General features: G+C 57.8%; 15 protein-coding genes. 4 read left to right on the forward strand and 11 right to left on the reverse strand.

Features of this window, described 5'->3' with window-relative positions:
• Positions 1-111: 111 nt before the first annotated feature.
• The 8 genes from IE123_RS13145 to IE123_RS13180 form a co-directional block, all read right to left on the reverse strand.
• Complete coding sequence (locus IE123_RS13145; RefSeq protein WP_189518922.1) at positions 112-579, reverse strand: outer membrane lipoprotein; 468 nt, start codon at positions 577-579, stop codon at positions 112-114.
• Between the two features lie 191 nt (positions 580-770).
• The gene (locus IE123_RS13150; protein ID WP_189518924.1) at positions 771-1,202 is read right to left on the reverse strand and encodes a GNAT family N-acetyltransferase; all 432 of its coding nucleotides are present in this window, start codon (positions 1,200-1,202) and stop codon (positions 771-773) included.
• Positions 1,203-1,204: 2 nt separating this feature from the next.
• Positions 1,205-2,404 (reverse strand): cupin domain-containing protein, encoded by a 1,200-nt coding sequence (locus IE123_RS13155; RefSeq protein WP_189518926.1) that lies wholly within the window; start codon positions 2,402-2,404, stop codon positions 1,205-1,207.
• A complete protein-coding gene (gene purB, locus IE123_RS13160) occupies positions 2,401-3,807 on the reverse strand; it encodes an adenylosuccinate lyase (RefSeq protein WP_189518928.1) in 1,407 nt (468 codons plus the stop codon). Before purB ends, IE123_RS13155 begins: the two co-directional genes overlap by 4 nt.
• A 72-nt stretch (positions 3,808-3,879) precedes the next feature.
• Positions 3,880-4,491 carry a high frequency lysogenization protein HflD gene (hflD, locus tag IE123_RS13165; protein WP_189518931.1) on the reverse strand — a complete coding sequence of 204 codons (612 nt, stop codon included), beginning with the start codon at positions 4,489-4,491 and terminating at the stop codon, positions 3,880-3,882.
• Entirely contained in the window at positions 4,488-5,630 is a 1,143-nt protein-coding gene (mnmA, locus tag IE123_RS13170) for a tRNA 2-thiouridine(34) synthase MnmA (RefSeq protein WP_189518933.1), read from the reverse strand. Before mnmA ends, hflD begins: the two co-directional genes overlap by 4 nt.
• A 105-nt stretch (positions 5,631-5,735) precedes the next feature.
• Complete coding sequence (locus IE123_RS13175; RefSeq protein WP_189518936.1) at positions 5,736-6,206, reverse strand: NUDIX domain-containing protein; 471 nt, start codon at positions 6,204-6,206, stop codon at positions 5,736-5,738.
• Complete coding sequence (locus IE123_RS13180) at positions 6,203-6,811, reverse strand: pseudouridine synthase (RefSeq protein ID WP_189518938.1); 609 nt, start codon at positions 6,809-6,811, stop codon at positions 6,203-6,205. Before IE123_RS13180 ends, IE123_RS13175 begins: the two co-directional genes overlap by 4 nt.
• Positions 6,812-6,922: 111 nt before the next feature.
• Here IE123_RS13180 and icd point away from each other — a divergent pair, with 111 nt between their 5' ends.
• The 3 genes from icd (at position 6,923) to clpA (ending at position 11,122) form a co-directional block, all read left to right on the forward strand.
• Positions 6,923-8,188 (forward strand): NADP-dependent isocitrate dehydrogenase, encoded by a 1,266-nt coding sequence (icd, locus tag IE123_RS13185; protein ID WP_189518940.1) that lies wholly within the window; start codon positions 6,923-6,925, stop codon positions 8,186-8,188.
• A 240-nt stretch (positions 8,189-8,428) separates the two neighbouring features.
• Positions 8,429-8,818: an ATP-dependent Clp protease adapter ClpS gene (gene clpS / locus IE123_RS13190; protein ID WP_189518942.1), complete on the forward strand. Its 390-nt coding sequence runs from the start codon at positions 8,429-8,431 to the stop codon at positions 8,816-8,818.
• A 30-nt stretch (positions 8,819-8,848) separates the two neighbouring features.
• Positions 8,849-11,122 (forward strand): ATP-dependent Clp protease ATP-binding subunit ClpA, encoded by a 2,274-nt coding sequence (gene clpA / locus IE123_RS13195; RefSeq protein ID WP_189518944.1) that lies wholly within the window; start codon positions 8,849-8,851, stop codon positions 11,120-11,122.
• A gap of 190 nt (positions 11,123-11,312) precedes the next feature.
• Here clpA and infA read toward each other — a convergent pair whose 3' ends face one another.
• From infA to aat, 3 genes are all read right to left on the reverse strand, one after another.
• On the reverse strand, positions 11,313-11,531 hold the full coding sequence (gene infA / locus IE123_RS13200; RefSeq protein WP_007111068.1) for a translation initiation factor IF-1: 219 nt from the start codon (positions 11,529-11,531) through the stop codon (positions 11,313-11,315).
• A 153-nt stretch (positions 11,532-11,684) separates the two neighbouring features.
• On the reverse strand, positions 11,685-12,422 hold the full coding sequence (locus IE123_RS13205) for an arginyltransferase (protein WP_189518946.1): 738 nt from the start codon (positions 12,420-12,422) through the stop codon (positions 11,685-11,687).
• Positions 12,423-12,495: 73 nt separating this feature from the next.
• Positions 12,496-13,185 carry a leucyl/phenylalanyl-tRNA--protein transferase gene (aat, locus tag IE123_RS13210; RefSeq protein ID WP_189518947.1) on the reverse strand — a complete coding sequence of 230 codons (690 nt, stop codon included), beginning with the start codon at positions 13,183-13,185 and terminating at the stop codon, positions 12,496-12,498.
• A 167-nt stretch (positions 13,186-13,352) separates the two neighbouring features.
• On the opposite strand from aat, the gene IE123_RS13215 reads away from it, so the two are divergent.
• Positions 13,353-15,296 carry a methyl-accepting chemotaxis protein gene (locus tag IE123_RS13215; RefSeq protein ID WP_189518949.1) on the forward strand — a complete coding sequence of 648 codons (1,944 nt, stop codon included), beginning with the start codon at positions 13,353-13,355 and terminating at the stop codon, positions 15,294-15,296.
• Positions 15,297-15,479: the final 183 nt, after the last annotated feature.

Here is a 15,479-nt window from a genome sequence, read left to right on the forward strand (position 1 = left end):
GCTTACTTTAACCGATGATAAAACATCTTGCTTTACTCATATTAGGCGCATTAAAAAAACCGCCCATGGGGCGGTTTTTCGAAAGAGTCAGGCGAGCGTTGGTTCAGGAGCCTATTCTGGCGCAATACTCATGCTGTTGCCGGAACCAATAAGTCTGACGCGCTGGCCGGGCTGATAGGGCGTATCGGCCTTCTGGACAACAACCATATCCTGGCCGCTATCGGTACGTACCTGAATTTCATAGGCACTGACCTGATTGACGCGATCTTCAACCTTGCTGCCAGCCACCGCACCGCCGATACCACCTACCGCAGTGGTCAGCACGCGCCCAGAACCGCCGCCAAACTGATTGCCAAGCAGACCGCCCAGAACGGCGCCGCCAATACCGCCGAGTCCGGAGTTGTTCTCGTTGCCGGCCTGAATGGTAACAGGACGTACACCGGTCACCGTGCCATAGGTCACATTACGGGCGGTCTTGGCCTGGTTGCCGGTATAGGTATTACCGGAATAAATATCGCTATTGGCACACCCTCCAAGGGTCAGGGCACCAAGGGCTGCAACAACAAGATAACGCTTCATGGGTAACTCCTGCGTCGGCGTGTTGCACCGACGGGCTGTTTATTCTGGAACGCTGTTTGACAATCGAAACCGGAACAGGTTTCCACCACCCTTCAATATGATCATGGTGCCTGTCAGGCTGACTGGCAGAAGCCATGTCTGCAACACTGTAGCCTGCAGACATATCGACTGCCAGCGATAGCGCAGCCGGCTCAGGCAAGGCTCAGGGTCATGTCACGATGCGCAATGCCCGCATCCATGTAAATTTCACCGTGTGCCACAAACCCCAGCTGTTCATAAAACCCCATGGCATGCGTCTGCGCGCTGAGGACGCAATGGGTGAATTGTTGTGATCGGGCGTGGGCGATGACGTGATGCATCAGCCGTGCTCCCAGCCCAAGACCGCGATGGGAGGCGAGAATGGCAACACGCCCGATATGGCCATCGGGAAGCAGTCTTGCAGTACCGCAGGGTATCTGACCAGCGCGTATCAGAAAGTGGGTGCACTCGGGGTCGAGTGCATCCAGTTCCTCGCTTTCATCCACGCCCTGTTCCTGAACAAAGACGACAAGGCGTATGCGGCTGCAGATTTCCCCCAGCGTGGCCCAGTCACTCGCCTCGATAGTAACCTCGTCATCGCGCATGATCAGTCGTCCGCGATGTCATCGTCATCATCAAGGTCATCATCATCTTCTACCCAGTGCAGGCTGCCACGATTGACCAATGTGACGAGCAGTGTCGCGGCGTCCTCAAGCGCCAGTACTTCCTGATCGATGGCTCGGGCGCTGGAGAGTCGTTTGGCCAGCGCAGTACTGCAGGTATAGCCATCACCATCAACGAAAAGGGCTGCCTGGTCCTTGCAGGGGTGCCATGCCAGACGCGACCCCGGTGCGGGCTCCAGCAAATCACCTTCCAAAAGTGCACTGCGCAGCGTTTCTTCATTGGCCGGCGTGATGGGCGGCATCAACTGATCAGGGTATTTCACCTGGGTCATGGTACGTCCAAACCACTGGGCCATCTGTTCGGGATTATCCAGTGCTGCCAGCATCTGCCGGCGTACGCGTGCCATGGCGCTTTCATCGATCAGAGCGCCGTCATGGGCCGCCTCGAGATCAGGGTCGTGATAGCGCGAGGATTCATCAAGCTGTTCACCCAGGTAATCGGCCCAGGAGGTCACCATCTCATCCATGGAGGGCGCGCGAAAACCGACCGAAAAGGTCATGCAGTCTTCGCTCTGGCTGATGCCATGGTGTGCCACGCGCGGGGGCAGATAAAGCATATCGCCGGGTTCGAGCACCCAGTCCTGATCCTCGGTCACGCTGAAGTCGGCGAGAATGCGAAGATCGATGCCATCAATGATGGGCGCATCCTCACCCATCACGCCTCCCAGCTGCCAGCGGCGCTGGCCGCTCGCCTGAAGGAGAAACACGTCGTAGTTGTCAACGTGAGCGCCGACATTGCCGCCCGGCGGGGCGAAGCTGACCATGATGTCATCAAGGCGCCAGCGCGGAATGAAGGTGAAGTGCTCCAGCAGTTCGGCAACCTCCGGCACATAGTGGTCCACGGCCTGTACCAGCAGGGACCAGTCCTTGCGTCCCAAGCGCGCAAAGGTCTCGTCATCAAACGGACCGTGAGACACCTGCCACGGCTTGTCCGGACCATCCAGCTCGACCAGACGCGCTTCGACATTGTCTTCACAGGCCAGGCCTGCCAGGTCGTCGGGATCAAGCGGTGACTGGAAGTCGGGAAAGGCGCCGCGAATCAGCAGCGGCTTTTTCTGCCAGTAGTCGCGCAGAAAGGTTTCGGCCGACATGCCTCCCAGTGGGAGGCGTGTATGGTCTGTCATGATGGGCTCCCGCTTTTTGGCGCGTCCTGAATATGCGTGATGTCGTGTGCCTGTTCGGCGGCGTTACCGGTATAGCTGGCCGGTGTCATGGCCTTGAGCCGGCCTTTGACGTCTTCGGGCAGCTCGAGCGTGTCGATGAACTCGGCAAAGCCTGCCTGATCGATCTGACGACCTCGCGTCAGCGCCTTGAGCTTTTCGTAGGGCTTTTCGATGCCGTAGCGGCGCATGACGGTCTGGACCGGCTCTGCCAGCACTTCCCAGCTCTGGTCAAGATCAGCGTTCAGCCGTGCCGGGTTGCTTTCCAGCTTGCCGATGCCCTTGAGGGTGGCCTGATAGGCAATCAGGCCATGTGCCAGGCCCACGCCCAGATTACGCAGTACGGTGGAGTCGGTCAGGTCACGCTGCCAGCGCGAAATCGGCAGCTTCTGGGCCAGATGGCCGAGAATGGCATTGGCCAGTCCCAGATTGCCCTCGGAGTTTTCAAAGTCGATCGGATTGACCTTGTGCGGCATGGTCGAGGAGCCGATTTCCCCTTCCACGGTGCGCTGCTTGAAATAGCCCAGCGAGATGTAGCCCCAGACGTCGCGGTCAAAGTCGATCAGGATCGTATTGAAGCGGCAGACACTGTCAAAGAATTCGGCAATATAGTCGTGCGGCTCGATCTGGGTGGTGTAAGGGTTGAAGCTCAGGCCCAGCCGCTCGATAAACACGCGCGCGTTCTCTGCCCAGTCGATCTCCGGGTAGGCCGCCAGGTGTGCGTTGTAATTGCCGACCGCGCCGTTGATCTTGCCCAGCATCTCGATGGACTCGATCTGCCTGAGCTGGCGGCGCAGGCGATGCACCACGTTGGCCATCTCCTTGCCCAGCGTGGTGGGACTTGCGGTCTGGCCGTGGGTGCGAGAGAGCATGGGCTGTTCGGCATGTGCCTGGGACAGCGCGGTGATGGCATCGACAATCTCGCGCATGGCGGGCAGCAGGACGTTGTCCAGCCCGGCGCGCAGCATCAGTGCATGAGACAGGTTGTTGATGTCCTCACTGGTGCAGGCAAAGTGCACAAACTCGCTGATCGCTTCCAGCTCGGCATGGCCTTCAAACTTCTCCTTGAGGAAGTACTCGATGGCCTTGACGTCATGATTGGTGGTGCGCTCGATGGTCTTGACCCGTTCGGCCTCGTCAACGGAAAAATCGTTGATCAGCTGATTCAGAAACTGTCGTGCCGCGCTAGACAGGGGCGGGACTTCCTCGATCTGCTCGTGTTCGGCCAGGCGTTCCAGCCAGCGCACCTCGACAATGACCCGAGCGCGAATCAGGCCGTATTCACTGAAGTGTTCACGCAGCGCCATTGTCTTGCTGCCGTAGCGGCCGTCAACAGGAGAGAGAGCGGTCAGTGCAGAAAGTTCCATCATGGTTCCCGGGTCTGTGCCCAATCGTTGTGAAATAAAAGGGCAGCCCGGGGAGAGCTGCCCGAGACGCAGTTATTCGTCGAGTGATTTGAGCGCACGCCGAATGCCGCTACGACCGGCAATCAGCTTCCAGCGGCGCCCGTCCTGTTGATGCCAGAGCAGGGCAAAGCGCACGCCTGACAGCAGGATGGCTCTGACCCGTTCAGGCATCTGCCGACTCTGCAGCAGGGAAGGGTCGCCCTGTACCACGATGCGATAGCGAAAGGTGGACAGCGTGTCCTGATAGATTTCACCAAGGCTTGCGATCACGTTCTCATGCAGTTCGCCAAAGTGTTCCGACTGCGCCTGGACCCGGCCCAGACGCTGTCCCAGCGTGTTCATCATCTCCGTATTCTTGCGCAGACGATGCATGAGCAGAATCAGCGAAAAGCCGTAACGCATGACATTGGGAGAGACCTGCTGACGTGTCAGGACCCCATCCAGTGTTTCGATGCCCGGTCGCAGGTTGTTGATCTGGCCGCCGTAGACATCCTCAAAGGTAGCCGGGCTGGTCTCCAGCGTGGCCTTGATCAGGGTCGACCAGGCGCGTTCATTGGTATGTCCTGTACGGGCGAGCTCATCGACAACGGTCGCGGCCTGGAAAACGCCGGCCAGCGCCAGTGCCTGACGCGCCTCACTGTTCATGCTGCACTCTCCAGCGCCTGGCGAAACGTCGTGGCAATCACCGCACCGCCCAGACAGACGTTGCCATCGTAAAGGACGGCGGACTGTCCCGGCGTGACGGCGCGCTGAGGCTCATCAAAGATCAGGGTGACGCTTTGATCGTCATTGATAATGACCCGACAGGGCTGATCGCTCTGGCGATAGCGGATCTTGGCGCTGGCGCGAAATTCACGCATTGTCGGCGGTTCGCCGATCCAGTGCATGGCTTCAGTGGTCAGCGACTGTCGATACAGCAGGTCGTGATGTTTGCCCTGCACGGCGATCAGCACGTTGCGCTCAAGGTCCTTGTCTGCCACATACCAGGGGGCTTCGGGATAGCCGTTGATCCCACCGATGCCCAGCCCCTGACGCTGTCCCAGGGTGTAGTACATCAGACCCATGTGCTCGCCGATATCCTCACCTTCCGTTGTCTGGATGCGCCCGGGCTGTGCCGGCAGGTACTGGCGCAGAAAATCGGCAAAGCGGCGCTCGCCAATAAAGCAGATGCCGGTAGAGTCCTTCTTGCGCGCTGTGGCCAGCCCGTGCTGTTCGGCCAGCGCCCGAACCTCTGATTTTTCCATTTCCCCGATGGGGAAAAGTGTGCGGCTCAGGGCCTGTTCGCTGACGGCATGCAGGAAGTAGCTTTGATCCTTGTTGGGATCGATACCCTTGCACAGCAGGGTGCGCTCACCATGCGCGCCGCGGCGCACATAGTGGCCGGTGGCGATCAGCTCGGCGCCCAGCATTTCCGCATAATCAAGAAAGACCTTGAACTTGATTTCACGGTTGCAAAGGATGTCCGGATTGGGGGTTCGCCCGGCCCGATACTCTTCAAGAAAGTGCTCGAAGACGTTATCCCAGTATTCGGCCGCAAAGTTGGCGGTATGAAGGCGGATGCCCAGCCGGTCACAAACGGCCTGGGCATCGGCCAGATCAGCCTTGGCCGTGCAGTATTCGGTACCGTCGTCCTCATCCCAGTTCTTCATGAAAAGGCCTTCCACGTGATAGCCCTGCTCAAGCAGCAACAGCGCGGTCACGGAGGAATCCACACCGCCGGACATGCCCACGATGACCTTCGAAGCGGTGGAAGAGGGGACTGTATTGTTGACAGGGGAAGTCATGGCGTACCCGTCGTCAGATATCATTTGGCCGTCATTATACGCCAGCCGCCCCCTGCCTTGACAGGCGGTGGCGGATGATCGTGGCATAACGGCTTGTAGTGTCGATCAGGGATGGTTCAAGTCCCGGATCAGAGTCAGCGGATAGGGGCGCTCTTCAAGGGCGTCACGGATCCGTCTGGCGACCAGCGGGCTTCTGAGACGGTGGGTACGTTCAAGGCGCTCGACCTGCGCCAGGCTGTACCAGTTCGCACCGGTGATGCCGTCATCAAGCGTCTGGCTCACTTGTCGTATCGGGCGGGCCAGAAAGGTATGGCTATGATAGACGACGTCGTTGGGGGCCGTGTTGATGTAAAGTCCCAGATAGCCTTCCAGCGCAATCTCCCAGCCACTCTCTTCAAGGGTTTCGCGATGCACGGCATCAATCAGGGACTCATCGGCTTCCAGATGACCGGCTGGCTGGTTGAACACCGTGATGCTTGAGGCCGTATTCATGCGATCACGCTCCTCGACCAGCAAGAAACGGTCACGGTCGATCACGACAGCGGCTACCGTCACGTGTGGCAAAAATCGGCTCATTGTTCTTTCCTGCGTGGCCTGCTGCGTGGTGCGCGCGCCTGGCCCGGTCGTGAGGTGCGTGGCATATGGATCGTCTCGCGTCGCCATTCGCCGGGAGATAACGTTCCCAGCGTCCATTGTCCGATGGCTGTGCGAATCAAACGCAGGGTGGGATGGCCGACATGGGCTGTCATTCGACGCACCTGGCGGTTGCGCCCTTCGGTAATCGATATTTCAAGCCAGGTGTCGACAATGTTGGCGCGATGGCGTACCGGCGGTTCTCGTCGTGACACTACCGGTGTGTCGATTCGCCTGACCCTGGCCGGCCGTGTCAGGCCGTCCTTTAGCGTCACTCCTCTGGCCAGGGCCTTGAGAGCGTTGTCATCAGGCTGACCTTCTACCAGGACAAGATAGGTCTTGGACTGCTTGTGATCAGGATGCGTAATCCGGTGGGCCAGCATGCCGTCATCGGTCAGCAGTAAAAGCCCTTCGCTGTCGTAATCCAGCCGACCGGCGGGGTAGATGTCAGGAATGCTCAGCCACTGGGCAAGCGTGTCGCGACCCTGATGATCCGTGAACTGGGTAAGCACCTGAAAGGGCTTGTGAAAGAGATAAAGTGTACTCATAAGCGTGGCCTGATTGTCGACAACCTCTACGCAGTGACAGGGTCTTGATGCTACATTAGTCGACTCATTTCAGAACAGAATCTTTCGTTCCCATCACGCCGGAGTATTTCCATGCCCAGCGGCAATATCAGCATTCCCAGCAGCGGTCGGATGATTACGATCAATGACGATTTCACGCTTGCGGTACCGGATCGACCCATTATTCCCTTCATTGAAGGCGACGGCATTGGCGCAGACATTACACCTGCCATGCAAAGGGTTGTTGATGCCGCCGTGGCAAGCGCCTACGGCGGGCAGCGCGAAATCCAGTGGATGGAAATCTATGCCGGTGAAAAGGCCACACGTGTCTACGGAGAGGACCACTGGCTGCCTCAGGAAACCCTTGAAGCCGTCAGGGATCATGTGGTGTCGATCAAGGGGCCGCTGACGACGCCTGTTGGTGGTGGCATTCGCTCACTCAACGTCACGCTTCGCCAGACGCTGGATCTTTATGTTTGTGAGCGCCCGGTACGGTGGTTCAAGGGCGTGCCCAGCCCGGTACGCAAGCCACAAAATGTCGACATGGTGATCTTCCGGGAAAATGCCGAGGACATCTATGCCGGTATCGAGTGGCAGGCCGGAACCGAGGAAAACCGGAAGCTGATCCAGTTCCTGCGCAAAGAGATGCAGGTCGACAATATCCGCTTTACCGAGCAGTGTGGCATCGGTATCAAGCCGGTATCGGAAGAGGGCAGCAAGCGGCTGGTGCGCAAGGCGATTCACCATGCCATCGATAATGGTCGTGAGTCGGTGACGCTGGTGCACAAGGGCAACATCATGAAGTTCACCGAAGGCGCCTTCAAGCAGTGGGGCTATGAGGTGGCGCGTGACGAGTTCGGTGCAGAGCTGCTCGATGGTGGACCCTGGCTTTCCATGGAAAATCCGCGTGATGGCAGCACCATTGTCATCAAGGATGTCATTGCTGATGCCATGCTGCAGGAGGTGCTGATCCATCCCGAACAATTCGATGTCATTGCCACGCTCAATCTCAATGGCGATTTCCTGTCCGATGCACTGGCCGCCCAGGTCGGGGGCATCGGCATTGCACCCGGCGCCAACCGCGGTGACGCCGTGGCCATGTTCGAGGCAACCCATGGGACGGCACCGAAACTCGCCGGCAAGGACAGCGCCAATCCGGGGTCACTGATCCTGTCGGCTGAAATGATGCTGCGCTATCTGGGCTGGGATGACGCGGCAGCGGTTATCATTAACGCCATGGAGTCAACGATCGCCCGCGGCGAGGTGACAGGCGACTTCCATCAGGTCATGGAGCAGGCGACGCTGCTGGGCACTTCGGCCTTCGCTGACGCCGTGATTTGCCAGATGACCTCCTCATAGACATCGATAATCACGTGCCGTAACGCCAATCGGCAGTGACGCGCGTTCAACACGATATGCCGCGCGTCGCTCTCGTTTCACCACGCGGGCATGAGATACTGTTTTTGTTGCCGCGCGCTTGCATCGTCGGCAGGGCAGCACCATCTTTAGGGGAACACTGAGGCTTGTTAGCGCTCAAACTGTTAGCTCGATGAGTGCATTCAATCATCTTTCCGCTTGTTTTCATCGATCCGGGCACATATGTTCAAGATAGATAGTGAGGCACTTCACTGCGATTTTCGTAATACGGTCACTCATGCAGGCATCACACCACCCGACTCCGACCACGAGGAGCAGGGAAACGTGGCCGAGCAGTCGAGCGATCCCGAGCTTGAAGAACCGCCGCTTTACAAGGTGGTACTTCACAATGACGACTACACGCCCATGGAGTTTGTCGTCGAAGTACTTCAAACCTTTTTCGCCATGGATCACGAGAAGGCGGTACAGATCATGCTGGCCGTTCATACTCAGGGTAAGGCGACCTGTGGCATCTATACCCGTGATATCGCGGAAACCAGGAGCCAGCAGGTCAATCAATACGCTCGAGAATGCCAGCATCCACTGCTGTGCGATATCGACCGGGCAGACTGAGCTGTCTGCAGCGGCCAAGAGGGGACTGCCATGTTGAGCAAAGAACTTGAATTGACCCTGAACACCGCATTTACCGTGGCGCGGTCAAAGCGCCATGAGTTCATGACTGTTGAGCACCTTCTGCTGGCATTGCTGGACAATGCTTCGGCAGCCGATGTCCTGCGCGCCTGTGGGGCGAATCTCGACAAGCTTCGCACCGATCTGCAGGATTTTATCAATACCACGACCCCGCTGATCCCCGAGGATCAGGATGATCGTGAAACCCAGCCCACGCTGGGCTTTCAGCGTGTGCTTCAGCGCGCGGTCTTCCACGTGCAGTCGTCCGGCAAGTCGGAAGTGACCGGTGCCAATGTACTGGTCGCCATCTTCTCCGAACAGGAAAGCCAGGCCGTCTATTTTCTCAAGCAGCAGAACGTGGCGCGTGTCGATGCGGTCAACTATATCGCACACGGCATTGCCAAGGTGGCTGGGCATAATCAGCAGGGTCAGCACAACAGCGGTGGTGAATCCGAAGATAGTGAAGAAGCATCCGGTGATGCTTCGTCGCATCCGCTGACCGGCTATGCCACCAATCTGAATGAGCAGGCACGCATTGGCCGTATCGATCCGCTGGTCGGGCGCGATCATGAGCTGGAACGTGTGGTGCAGATTCTGGCACGTCGTCGCAAGAACAACCCTCTGCTGGTGGGCGAGGCCGGTGTCGGCAAGACCGCCATTGCCGAAGGGCTTGCCAAGCGCATCGTGGAGGAGGATGTACCCGACGTCATCAGTGACGCCGTGGTCTATTCACTTGATATGGGTGCCCTGCTGGCAGGCACCAAGTATCGTGGCGATTTCGAAAAGCGTCTGAAGGGGCTTCTCGCCGAACTCAAGAAAGAGCCCAACTCGATTCTGTTCATCGATGAGATTCATACCATCATCGGTGCCGGTGCGGCGTCTGGCGGCGTCATGGATGCTTCCAACCTGCTCAAGCCCATGCTGTCATCGGGCGAGCTGCGTTGTATCGGATCAACGACCTTTCAGGAATTCCGCGGCATTTTTGAGAAGGATCGTGCGCTGGCGCGTCGCTTCCAGAAAGTGGATGTCATGGAGCCTACGGTCGAGGATGCCATTCGCATTCTGAAAGGATTGCGTGGCCGCTTTGAGGAGCATCACCAGCTCAAGTATACCGATGCTGCCATGGAAGCCGCTGTACGACTGGCGTCGCGCTATATCAATGACCGCTACTTGCCGGACAAGGCCATTGATGTCATCGATGAAGCCGGCGCCCATCAGCGGCTGCTGCCGGTTGAAGCGCGTCTTTCCCAGATCGACGTTGAGCAGATCGAGGCGATTGTGGCTTCCATCGCGCGTATTCCGCCCAAAAGTGTTTCCAGCTCCGATCGCAAGCTGCTGGCGGATCTTGAGCGCAATCTCAAGATGCTGGTTTTTGGTCAGGACGAGGCCATCGACAGCCTGTCTTCGGCCATCAAGCTTTCCCGTGCCGGGTTGGGTTCGCCCGACAAGCCGGTAGGCAACTTCCTGTTTGCCGGCCCGACCGGGGTGGGCAAGACTGAAGTGGCACGGCAGCTGGCCCAGATCATGGGTATCGAGCTGGTACGCTTTGACATGTCCGAGTACATGGAGCGTCATACCGTATCGCGTCTGATCGGTGCGCCTCCAGGCTACGTGGGTTATGACCAGGGCGGGCTTTTGACCGAGGCGGTCACCAAGAATCCGCACTGCGTGCTGTTGCTTGATGAGATTGAAAAGGCGCATCCGGATGTCTTCAACCTGCTGCTGCAGGTGATGGATCACGGCAAGCTGACCGACAACAACGGGCGCGAAGCGGATTTCCGCAATGTAATTCTGGTCATGACGTCCAATGCAGGCGCAGAGCTGGCATCACGTCGCTCCATTGGCTTCCAGACCCAGGATCACTCCACCGACGCTATGGAAACCATTCGACGTACGTTCACACCAGAATTCCGTAACCGATTGGACAGCATCATTCAGTTCCGTCATCTGGATATGGATATTGTGCGTAACGTCGTCGACAAGTTTCTGGTGGAACTGCAGGCACAGCTGGACGAAAAGCGTGTGCAGCTTGACGTTGATGATGAGGCTCGTGGCTGGCTTGCCGAGCACGGGTACGACCCGCAGATGGGTGCACGCCCCATGGCGCGCCTGATCCAGGAAAAGATCAAGAAGCCGCTGGCCGAAATGATTCTGTTCGGCGATCTGGCCGATCACGGCGGGACAGTGCATGTCACGCTGGAGGATGGAGAGCTGCAGCTTTCAGCGGCTGCCGAACAGGTCGCCTGATCGGCACGCCATACCAGTAGTCACTGACGCCCTGTCTTCGGACGGGGCGTTTTTTCATGCGCGGGAATGGATGGCAAACCAGAAGCTATCCATCGGCCAGCGAGCTGTCGGTCAGTCTGAAAAAGCCAGAGCGCCGTGAAGCATGGGAGACGCGAGGAGGGAGCGTGCAGAATAAGGACGCATCGCGTCCTTAGCGGGAGCGATAGACGATACGGCCCTTGGAGAGATCGTAGGGCGTCAGTTCTACCTTGACCTTGTCGCCGGTCAGAATGCGGATGTAGTTCTTGCGCATCTTGCCGGAAATGTGTGCTGTCACCACGTGGCCGTTTTCAAGCTCGACGCGAAACATGGTGTTGGGAAGCGTATCGACAATCACGCCTTCCATTTCAATATGATCTTCTCTTGCCATATGATGCATTCCCCGATAATCGTAATATGAGCACGCCATCAGGGCAGTCTTGCTGACCCGACGGTCAGACAACGTGAATGATGGCGGACTGAACGGGCGATATTTTGCCTGATACCCGCCTGAAGCGCAAAGGCACTGGAGGCTCGTGACGCTTTAATGATGCGTCTGGGTCATTGGAATGCTCCGGCGCCAGCGATGTCCCTGAAGATACTCCAGCGGTTTGAAGCGCTGCTTGTACCCCATTTTCTGACTTTCGTTGATCCAGTACCCCAGATACACGTGATCAAGCCCCAGCGACTGTGCCTTTCGAATCTGCCAGATGACGGCCCAGCTTCCCAGCGATCGGGATCGAAAGGCCTCATCGGGCTCGAAGAAGGTATAGATGGCAGAGAGCCCATGGGTCAGAAAGTCCACTGCTGCCACGGCCAGAAGACGTCCATCCAGTCGAAATTCGACCAGACGTGAAAAATCGTGTGACGTATTCAAAAAGGCGCGGTACTGCTCGATGGCCGGTGGGTACATCTCGCCATCACTGTGACGCGCCCTGATATAGCGCTCATAAAGCGCATAGTGTTCGTCATCAAAACAGGCCGGGCGTTCGACGACTGTCAGATCCTGATTGGCGCGTTCGGTACGCTTGAGCGAGCGGTCGGGCGTAAAGTCATCGACCGGTACACGCACGGACACGCAGGCATTGCATTCCTGGCAATGTGGTCGGTAAAGGTGCGTGCCACTGCGCCGGAAGCCCATGAGCGTCAGTGCGCTGTACATGTCATGATCCACGGGCGTATGAGGATCCATGAACAGCGTTGTCGCTTCATGGGCGCCCAGATAGCTACAGCCATGAGGCTCTGTCAGGAAAAACCGAAGATCCTGAAGGGGGGAATGCATGCTTGAGTCGTTCAACGGGCGCAACGTCCAATAAAGTGGTCTGGGGCCTGAAGCATTAATGATCTGATAACAATTATCGGCGCAATTCCCGGGGTTCTTGAAAAGAAGCGGGTATATAGCGTTCAAGCAGGGCATTGAATTGATGACGCGAGATATCCCGAGCCCCCAGGCTGGCCAGGTGCGGCGTATGCATCTGGCAGTCTATCAGTGCCAGATCGTGGTGCTCACACAGCCACTCTACCAGCCGCACCAGCGCGATCTTGGAGCTGTCGGGACGTATGGAAAACATTGATTCGCCGAAAAATACGCGTCCCAGCATGATGCCGTAAAGTCCGCCCACCAGCGTGTCACCTTCCCATACCTCGACACTGTGCCCATGGCCCAGCTGATGCATGGCCACATAGGCCTTGATGATGTCGGATGAAATCCATGTGCCTTCCTGCGCTGCCCGCTGAACTGCGCACTGTGTCATCACCGCCTCGAATGCCTGATCAAGGGTCGCTGTCATGCCCGAATTGCGAAGCCGTTTGGCCAGACTGCGACGTACGCGAAGTTCCTCGGGAAACAGGACCATTCTGGGATCAGGCGACCACCAGAGTATGGGGTCGTCCTCATTGAACCACGGAAAAATACCGCGACGATAGGCAGCCAGAAGCCAGTCAGGTGTGAGATCTCCACCCGCCGCCAGCAAGCCATTGGGCGTTTCAAGCGCGTTATCCAATGCAGGGAATCCAACGGGCCAGGGGGCAAGCCAGTCAATCATGGCGGTATCCAGAGGCTGGATGGCATGACCCTGTATATCCGGGTACCTGATAAAACATTCATTATCTCTTAAGTTTTAGCCGTGATGGCCGACATTGGATCGCAGGAAGGTTTGTCGGAACGGACGCTGGCTGCCGAAAAAACATTAACCATTATTGGGTATTTTTCATGGCGGACTATTTTCGACGCATGAGCATTGGCTCACGTCTGGCGCTGGTTATCGGTCTGGTGGCCATCGCAGGGTTTGTCGCATTAAGCTGGGGATTATCGTCCTCCAGTGCCCGTGCGCTTCGTGAGCAGGCCACGCACAGCATGAAGCAGCAGACGCAACAGTTTACTGATTCGGTTACCCTTTTCGACCAGAGCCTTCAGCAGCAAAGCGCCCGTTTTTTGAAGCTGTTTCAGGCTGAAGGCCTGGCCCCGCCCTTTGTACTTGACCCCAGCCGGACCATGGAGGTCAAGTCCAGACAGACGCCACTGCTGATGGATCAGCGCGGTGTCCTGAACATGGATACCCAGCGCGTGGATGACTTTACGCGTCGCACCAGCACCCCCGTCACACTTTTTGCCCGGACCGGCGATGACTTTGTACGCGTCAATACATCTGTCATGGACGATCAGGGAGAGCGTGCTGTCGGCACGCTGCTTGATCGTAATTCTGCAAGCTATAGGGCGCTGATGGAAGATCGTGTCTATTCCGGTATTGCCACCCTGTTCGGTACCCCCTATATCACCCGCTATGAGCCCATTCATGATGATCGGGGACGTGTCATCGGGGCGAGTTTTATCGGCGTGGACATCACTGCAGATCTGGAAAGCTTCAAGGCGCGCGTACGGGCGCTGAGTATTGGTGAAAATGGCTACTTCATGATTGTCGATGCCAATACCGGTAGTGTACTGGCCGGTGGTGACAACGAAGGCGCTGCACTGAATGAGGTGATGAATGTCGAGGGCGAGCCTGCCTTCGCGCCGTTGTTCAAGGGTCAGCAGGGGCTTTTTGAGTATCAGCAGGCCGGTGCTGACAATGCGCATCGCACCACCTATTTCATGCAGTACCCCGACTGGCACTGGGTCGTGGCCGCCACGGCTATCAATGCCGACATCGATGACCAGATTACTGCAGCGCGTAACCGGTTTTTGCTGATTGCACTGGGACTGGCGCTGGTAGCCGCCCTGGGTGTTTACCTCATGATGCGCCGCAGCTTGAGCAGCCCTCTGGCAAGCGTTCAGGGTATGGCCGGGCATCTGGCCAACGGGGATCTCAGGCAGCGTCTGGACAGCCATCGCAAGGATGAAATCGGCTCGCTGGTAGGCGCCATGAACGGTATCAGCGATGGCCTGCGCGATATCGTCAGCCGTGTGCGTCAGTCAGTAGAAGGAATCGGTCATGCCTCCAGCGAGATTGCCAGTGGCAACATGGACCTGTCACGTCGTACCGAAAGCCAGGCAGCAAGCCTTGAGCAAACGGCAGCCAGTATCGAGGAACTGACGGCCACCGTGCGTCAGAACACCGAACGTGCCCGTCAGGGCGATGGCATGGCAGAAGACGTAATGGCCTCGGCCAGAGAGGGTCAAAAGCGTCTGGGGCGTGCCATGACCACGCTGAGAGACCTGGACGCCACGGCCTCGAAGATGTCGGACATCATCGCCACTATCGATGGTATCGCCTTTCAGACCAATCTGCTGGCACTCAATGCCTCGGTCGAGGCGGCACGTGCCGGGGCGCATGGTCGTGGCTTTACCGTGGTAGCCGAGGAGGTCCGGCGTCTGGCGGTTCGCTGTAGCGAGGCTTCAGCCGATATCGGTCAGCTGATTCGACATACCATCGAAGAAGTCACTACCGGCAATGCTCATATCCAGCAAAGCGGCGAGCAGATCGAGGAGATCACGGCGCGGATGGAAAAGCTGGGTATCATCGTCAGCGAGATCAGTCGCGCCAGTGACGAGCAGCTTGAAGGTATCGAGCAGGTCAGTAGCGCGCTGGCATCGCTTGATGAGACCACGCAGCACAATGCGGCGCTGGTCGAGCAGTCGGCCGCAGCGTCAGGGCATCTGGATGAGCAGGCGCGCAAGCTCAGTGAGGTCGTGCGGGTATTCCATCTGCCGGCCTGATATTTCCCCAATTTCCCGGCTGCAATTGCCGGGTCTGTGCCGTACCATCATCTCCAGGTATGATACCTGCCTCTGGCAGGGTGTGACTCGATGTCATTACCCTGCCAATATGCCTTTATCAGGCCTTCGAATGCTTCATCAGGGTACAGCCATAACACTCGCATGAGTGCAGGGGGGATGGCC

Source organism: Kushneria pakistanensis, from assembly GCF_014652795.1.
Taxonomy (GTDB): domain Bacteria; phylum Pseudomonadota; class Gammaproteobacteria; order Pseudomonadales; family Halomonadaceae; genus Kushneria; species Kushneria pakistanensis.

Bases quoted from the DNA above. Each gene is read 5' to 3' on its own strand.
- IE123_RS13145 (WP_189518922.1), bottom strand. From the start codon at position 579: ATGAAGCGTTATCTTGTTGTTGCAGCCCTTGGTGCCCTGACCCTTGGA.
- IE123_RS13150 (WP_189518924.1), bottom strand. From the start codon at position 1,202: ATGCGCGATGACGAGGTTACTATCGAGGCGAGTGACTGGGCCACGCTG.
- IE123_RS13155 (WP_189518926.1), bottom strand. From the start codon at position 2,404: ATGACAGACCATACACGCCTCCCACTGGGAGGCATGTCGGCCGAAACC.
- purB (WP_189518928.1), bottom strand. From the start codon at position 3,807: ATGGAACTTTCTGCACTGACCGCTCTCTCTCCTGTTGACGGCCGCTAC.
- hflD (WP_189518931.1), bottom strand. From the start codon at position 4,491: ATGAACAGTGAGGCGCGTCAGGCACTGGCGCTGGCCGGCGTTTTCCAG.
- mnmA (WP_189518933.1), bottom strand. From the start codon at position 5,630: ATGACTTCCCCTGTCAACAATACAGTCCCCTCTTCCACCGCTTCGAAG.
- IE123_RS13175 (WP_189518936.1), bottom strand. From the start codon at position 6,206: ATGAGCCGATTTTTGCCACACGTGACGGTAGCCGCTGTCGTGATCGAC.
- IE123_RS13180 (WP_189518938.1), bottom strand. From the start codon at position 6,811: ATGAGTACACTTTATCTCTTTCACAAGCCCTTTCAGGTGCTTACCCAG.
- icd (WP_189518940.1), top strand. From the start codon at position 6,923: ATGCCCAGCGGCAATATCAGCATTCCCAGCAGCGGTCGGATGATTACG.
- clpS (WP_189518942.1), top strand. From the start codon at position 8,429: ATGTTCAAGATAGATAGTGAGGCACTTCACTGCGATTTTCGTAATACG.
- clpA (WP_189518944.1), top strand. From the start codon at position 8,849: ATGTTGAGCAAAGAACTTGAATTGACCCTGAACACCGCATTTACCGTG.
- infA (WP_007111068.1), bottom strand. From the start codon at position 11,531: ATGGCAAGAGAAGATCATATTGAAATGGAAGGCGTGATTGTCGATACG.
- IE123_RS13205 (WP_189518946.1), bottom strand. From the start codon at position 12,422: ATGCATTCCCCCCTTCAGGATCTTCGGTTTTTCCTGACAGAGCCTCAT.
- aat (WP_189518947.1), bottom strand. From the start codon at position 13,185: ATGATTGACTGGCTTGCCCCCTGGCCCGTTGGATTCCCTGCATTGGAT.
- IE123_RS13215 (WP_189518949.1), top strand. From the start codon at position 13,353: ATGGCGGACTATTTTCGACGCATGAGCATTGGCTCACGTCTGGCGCTG.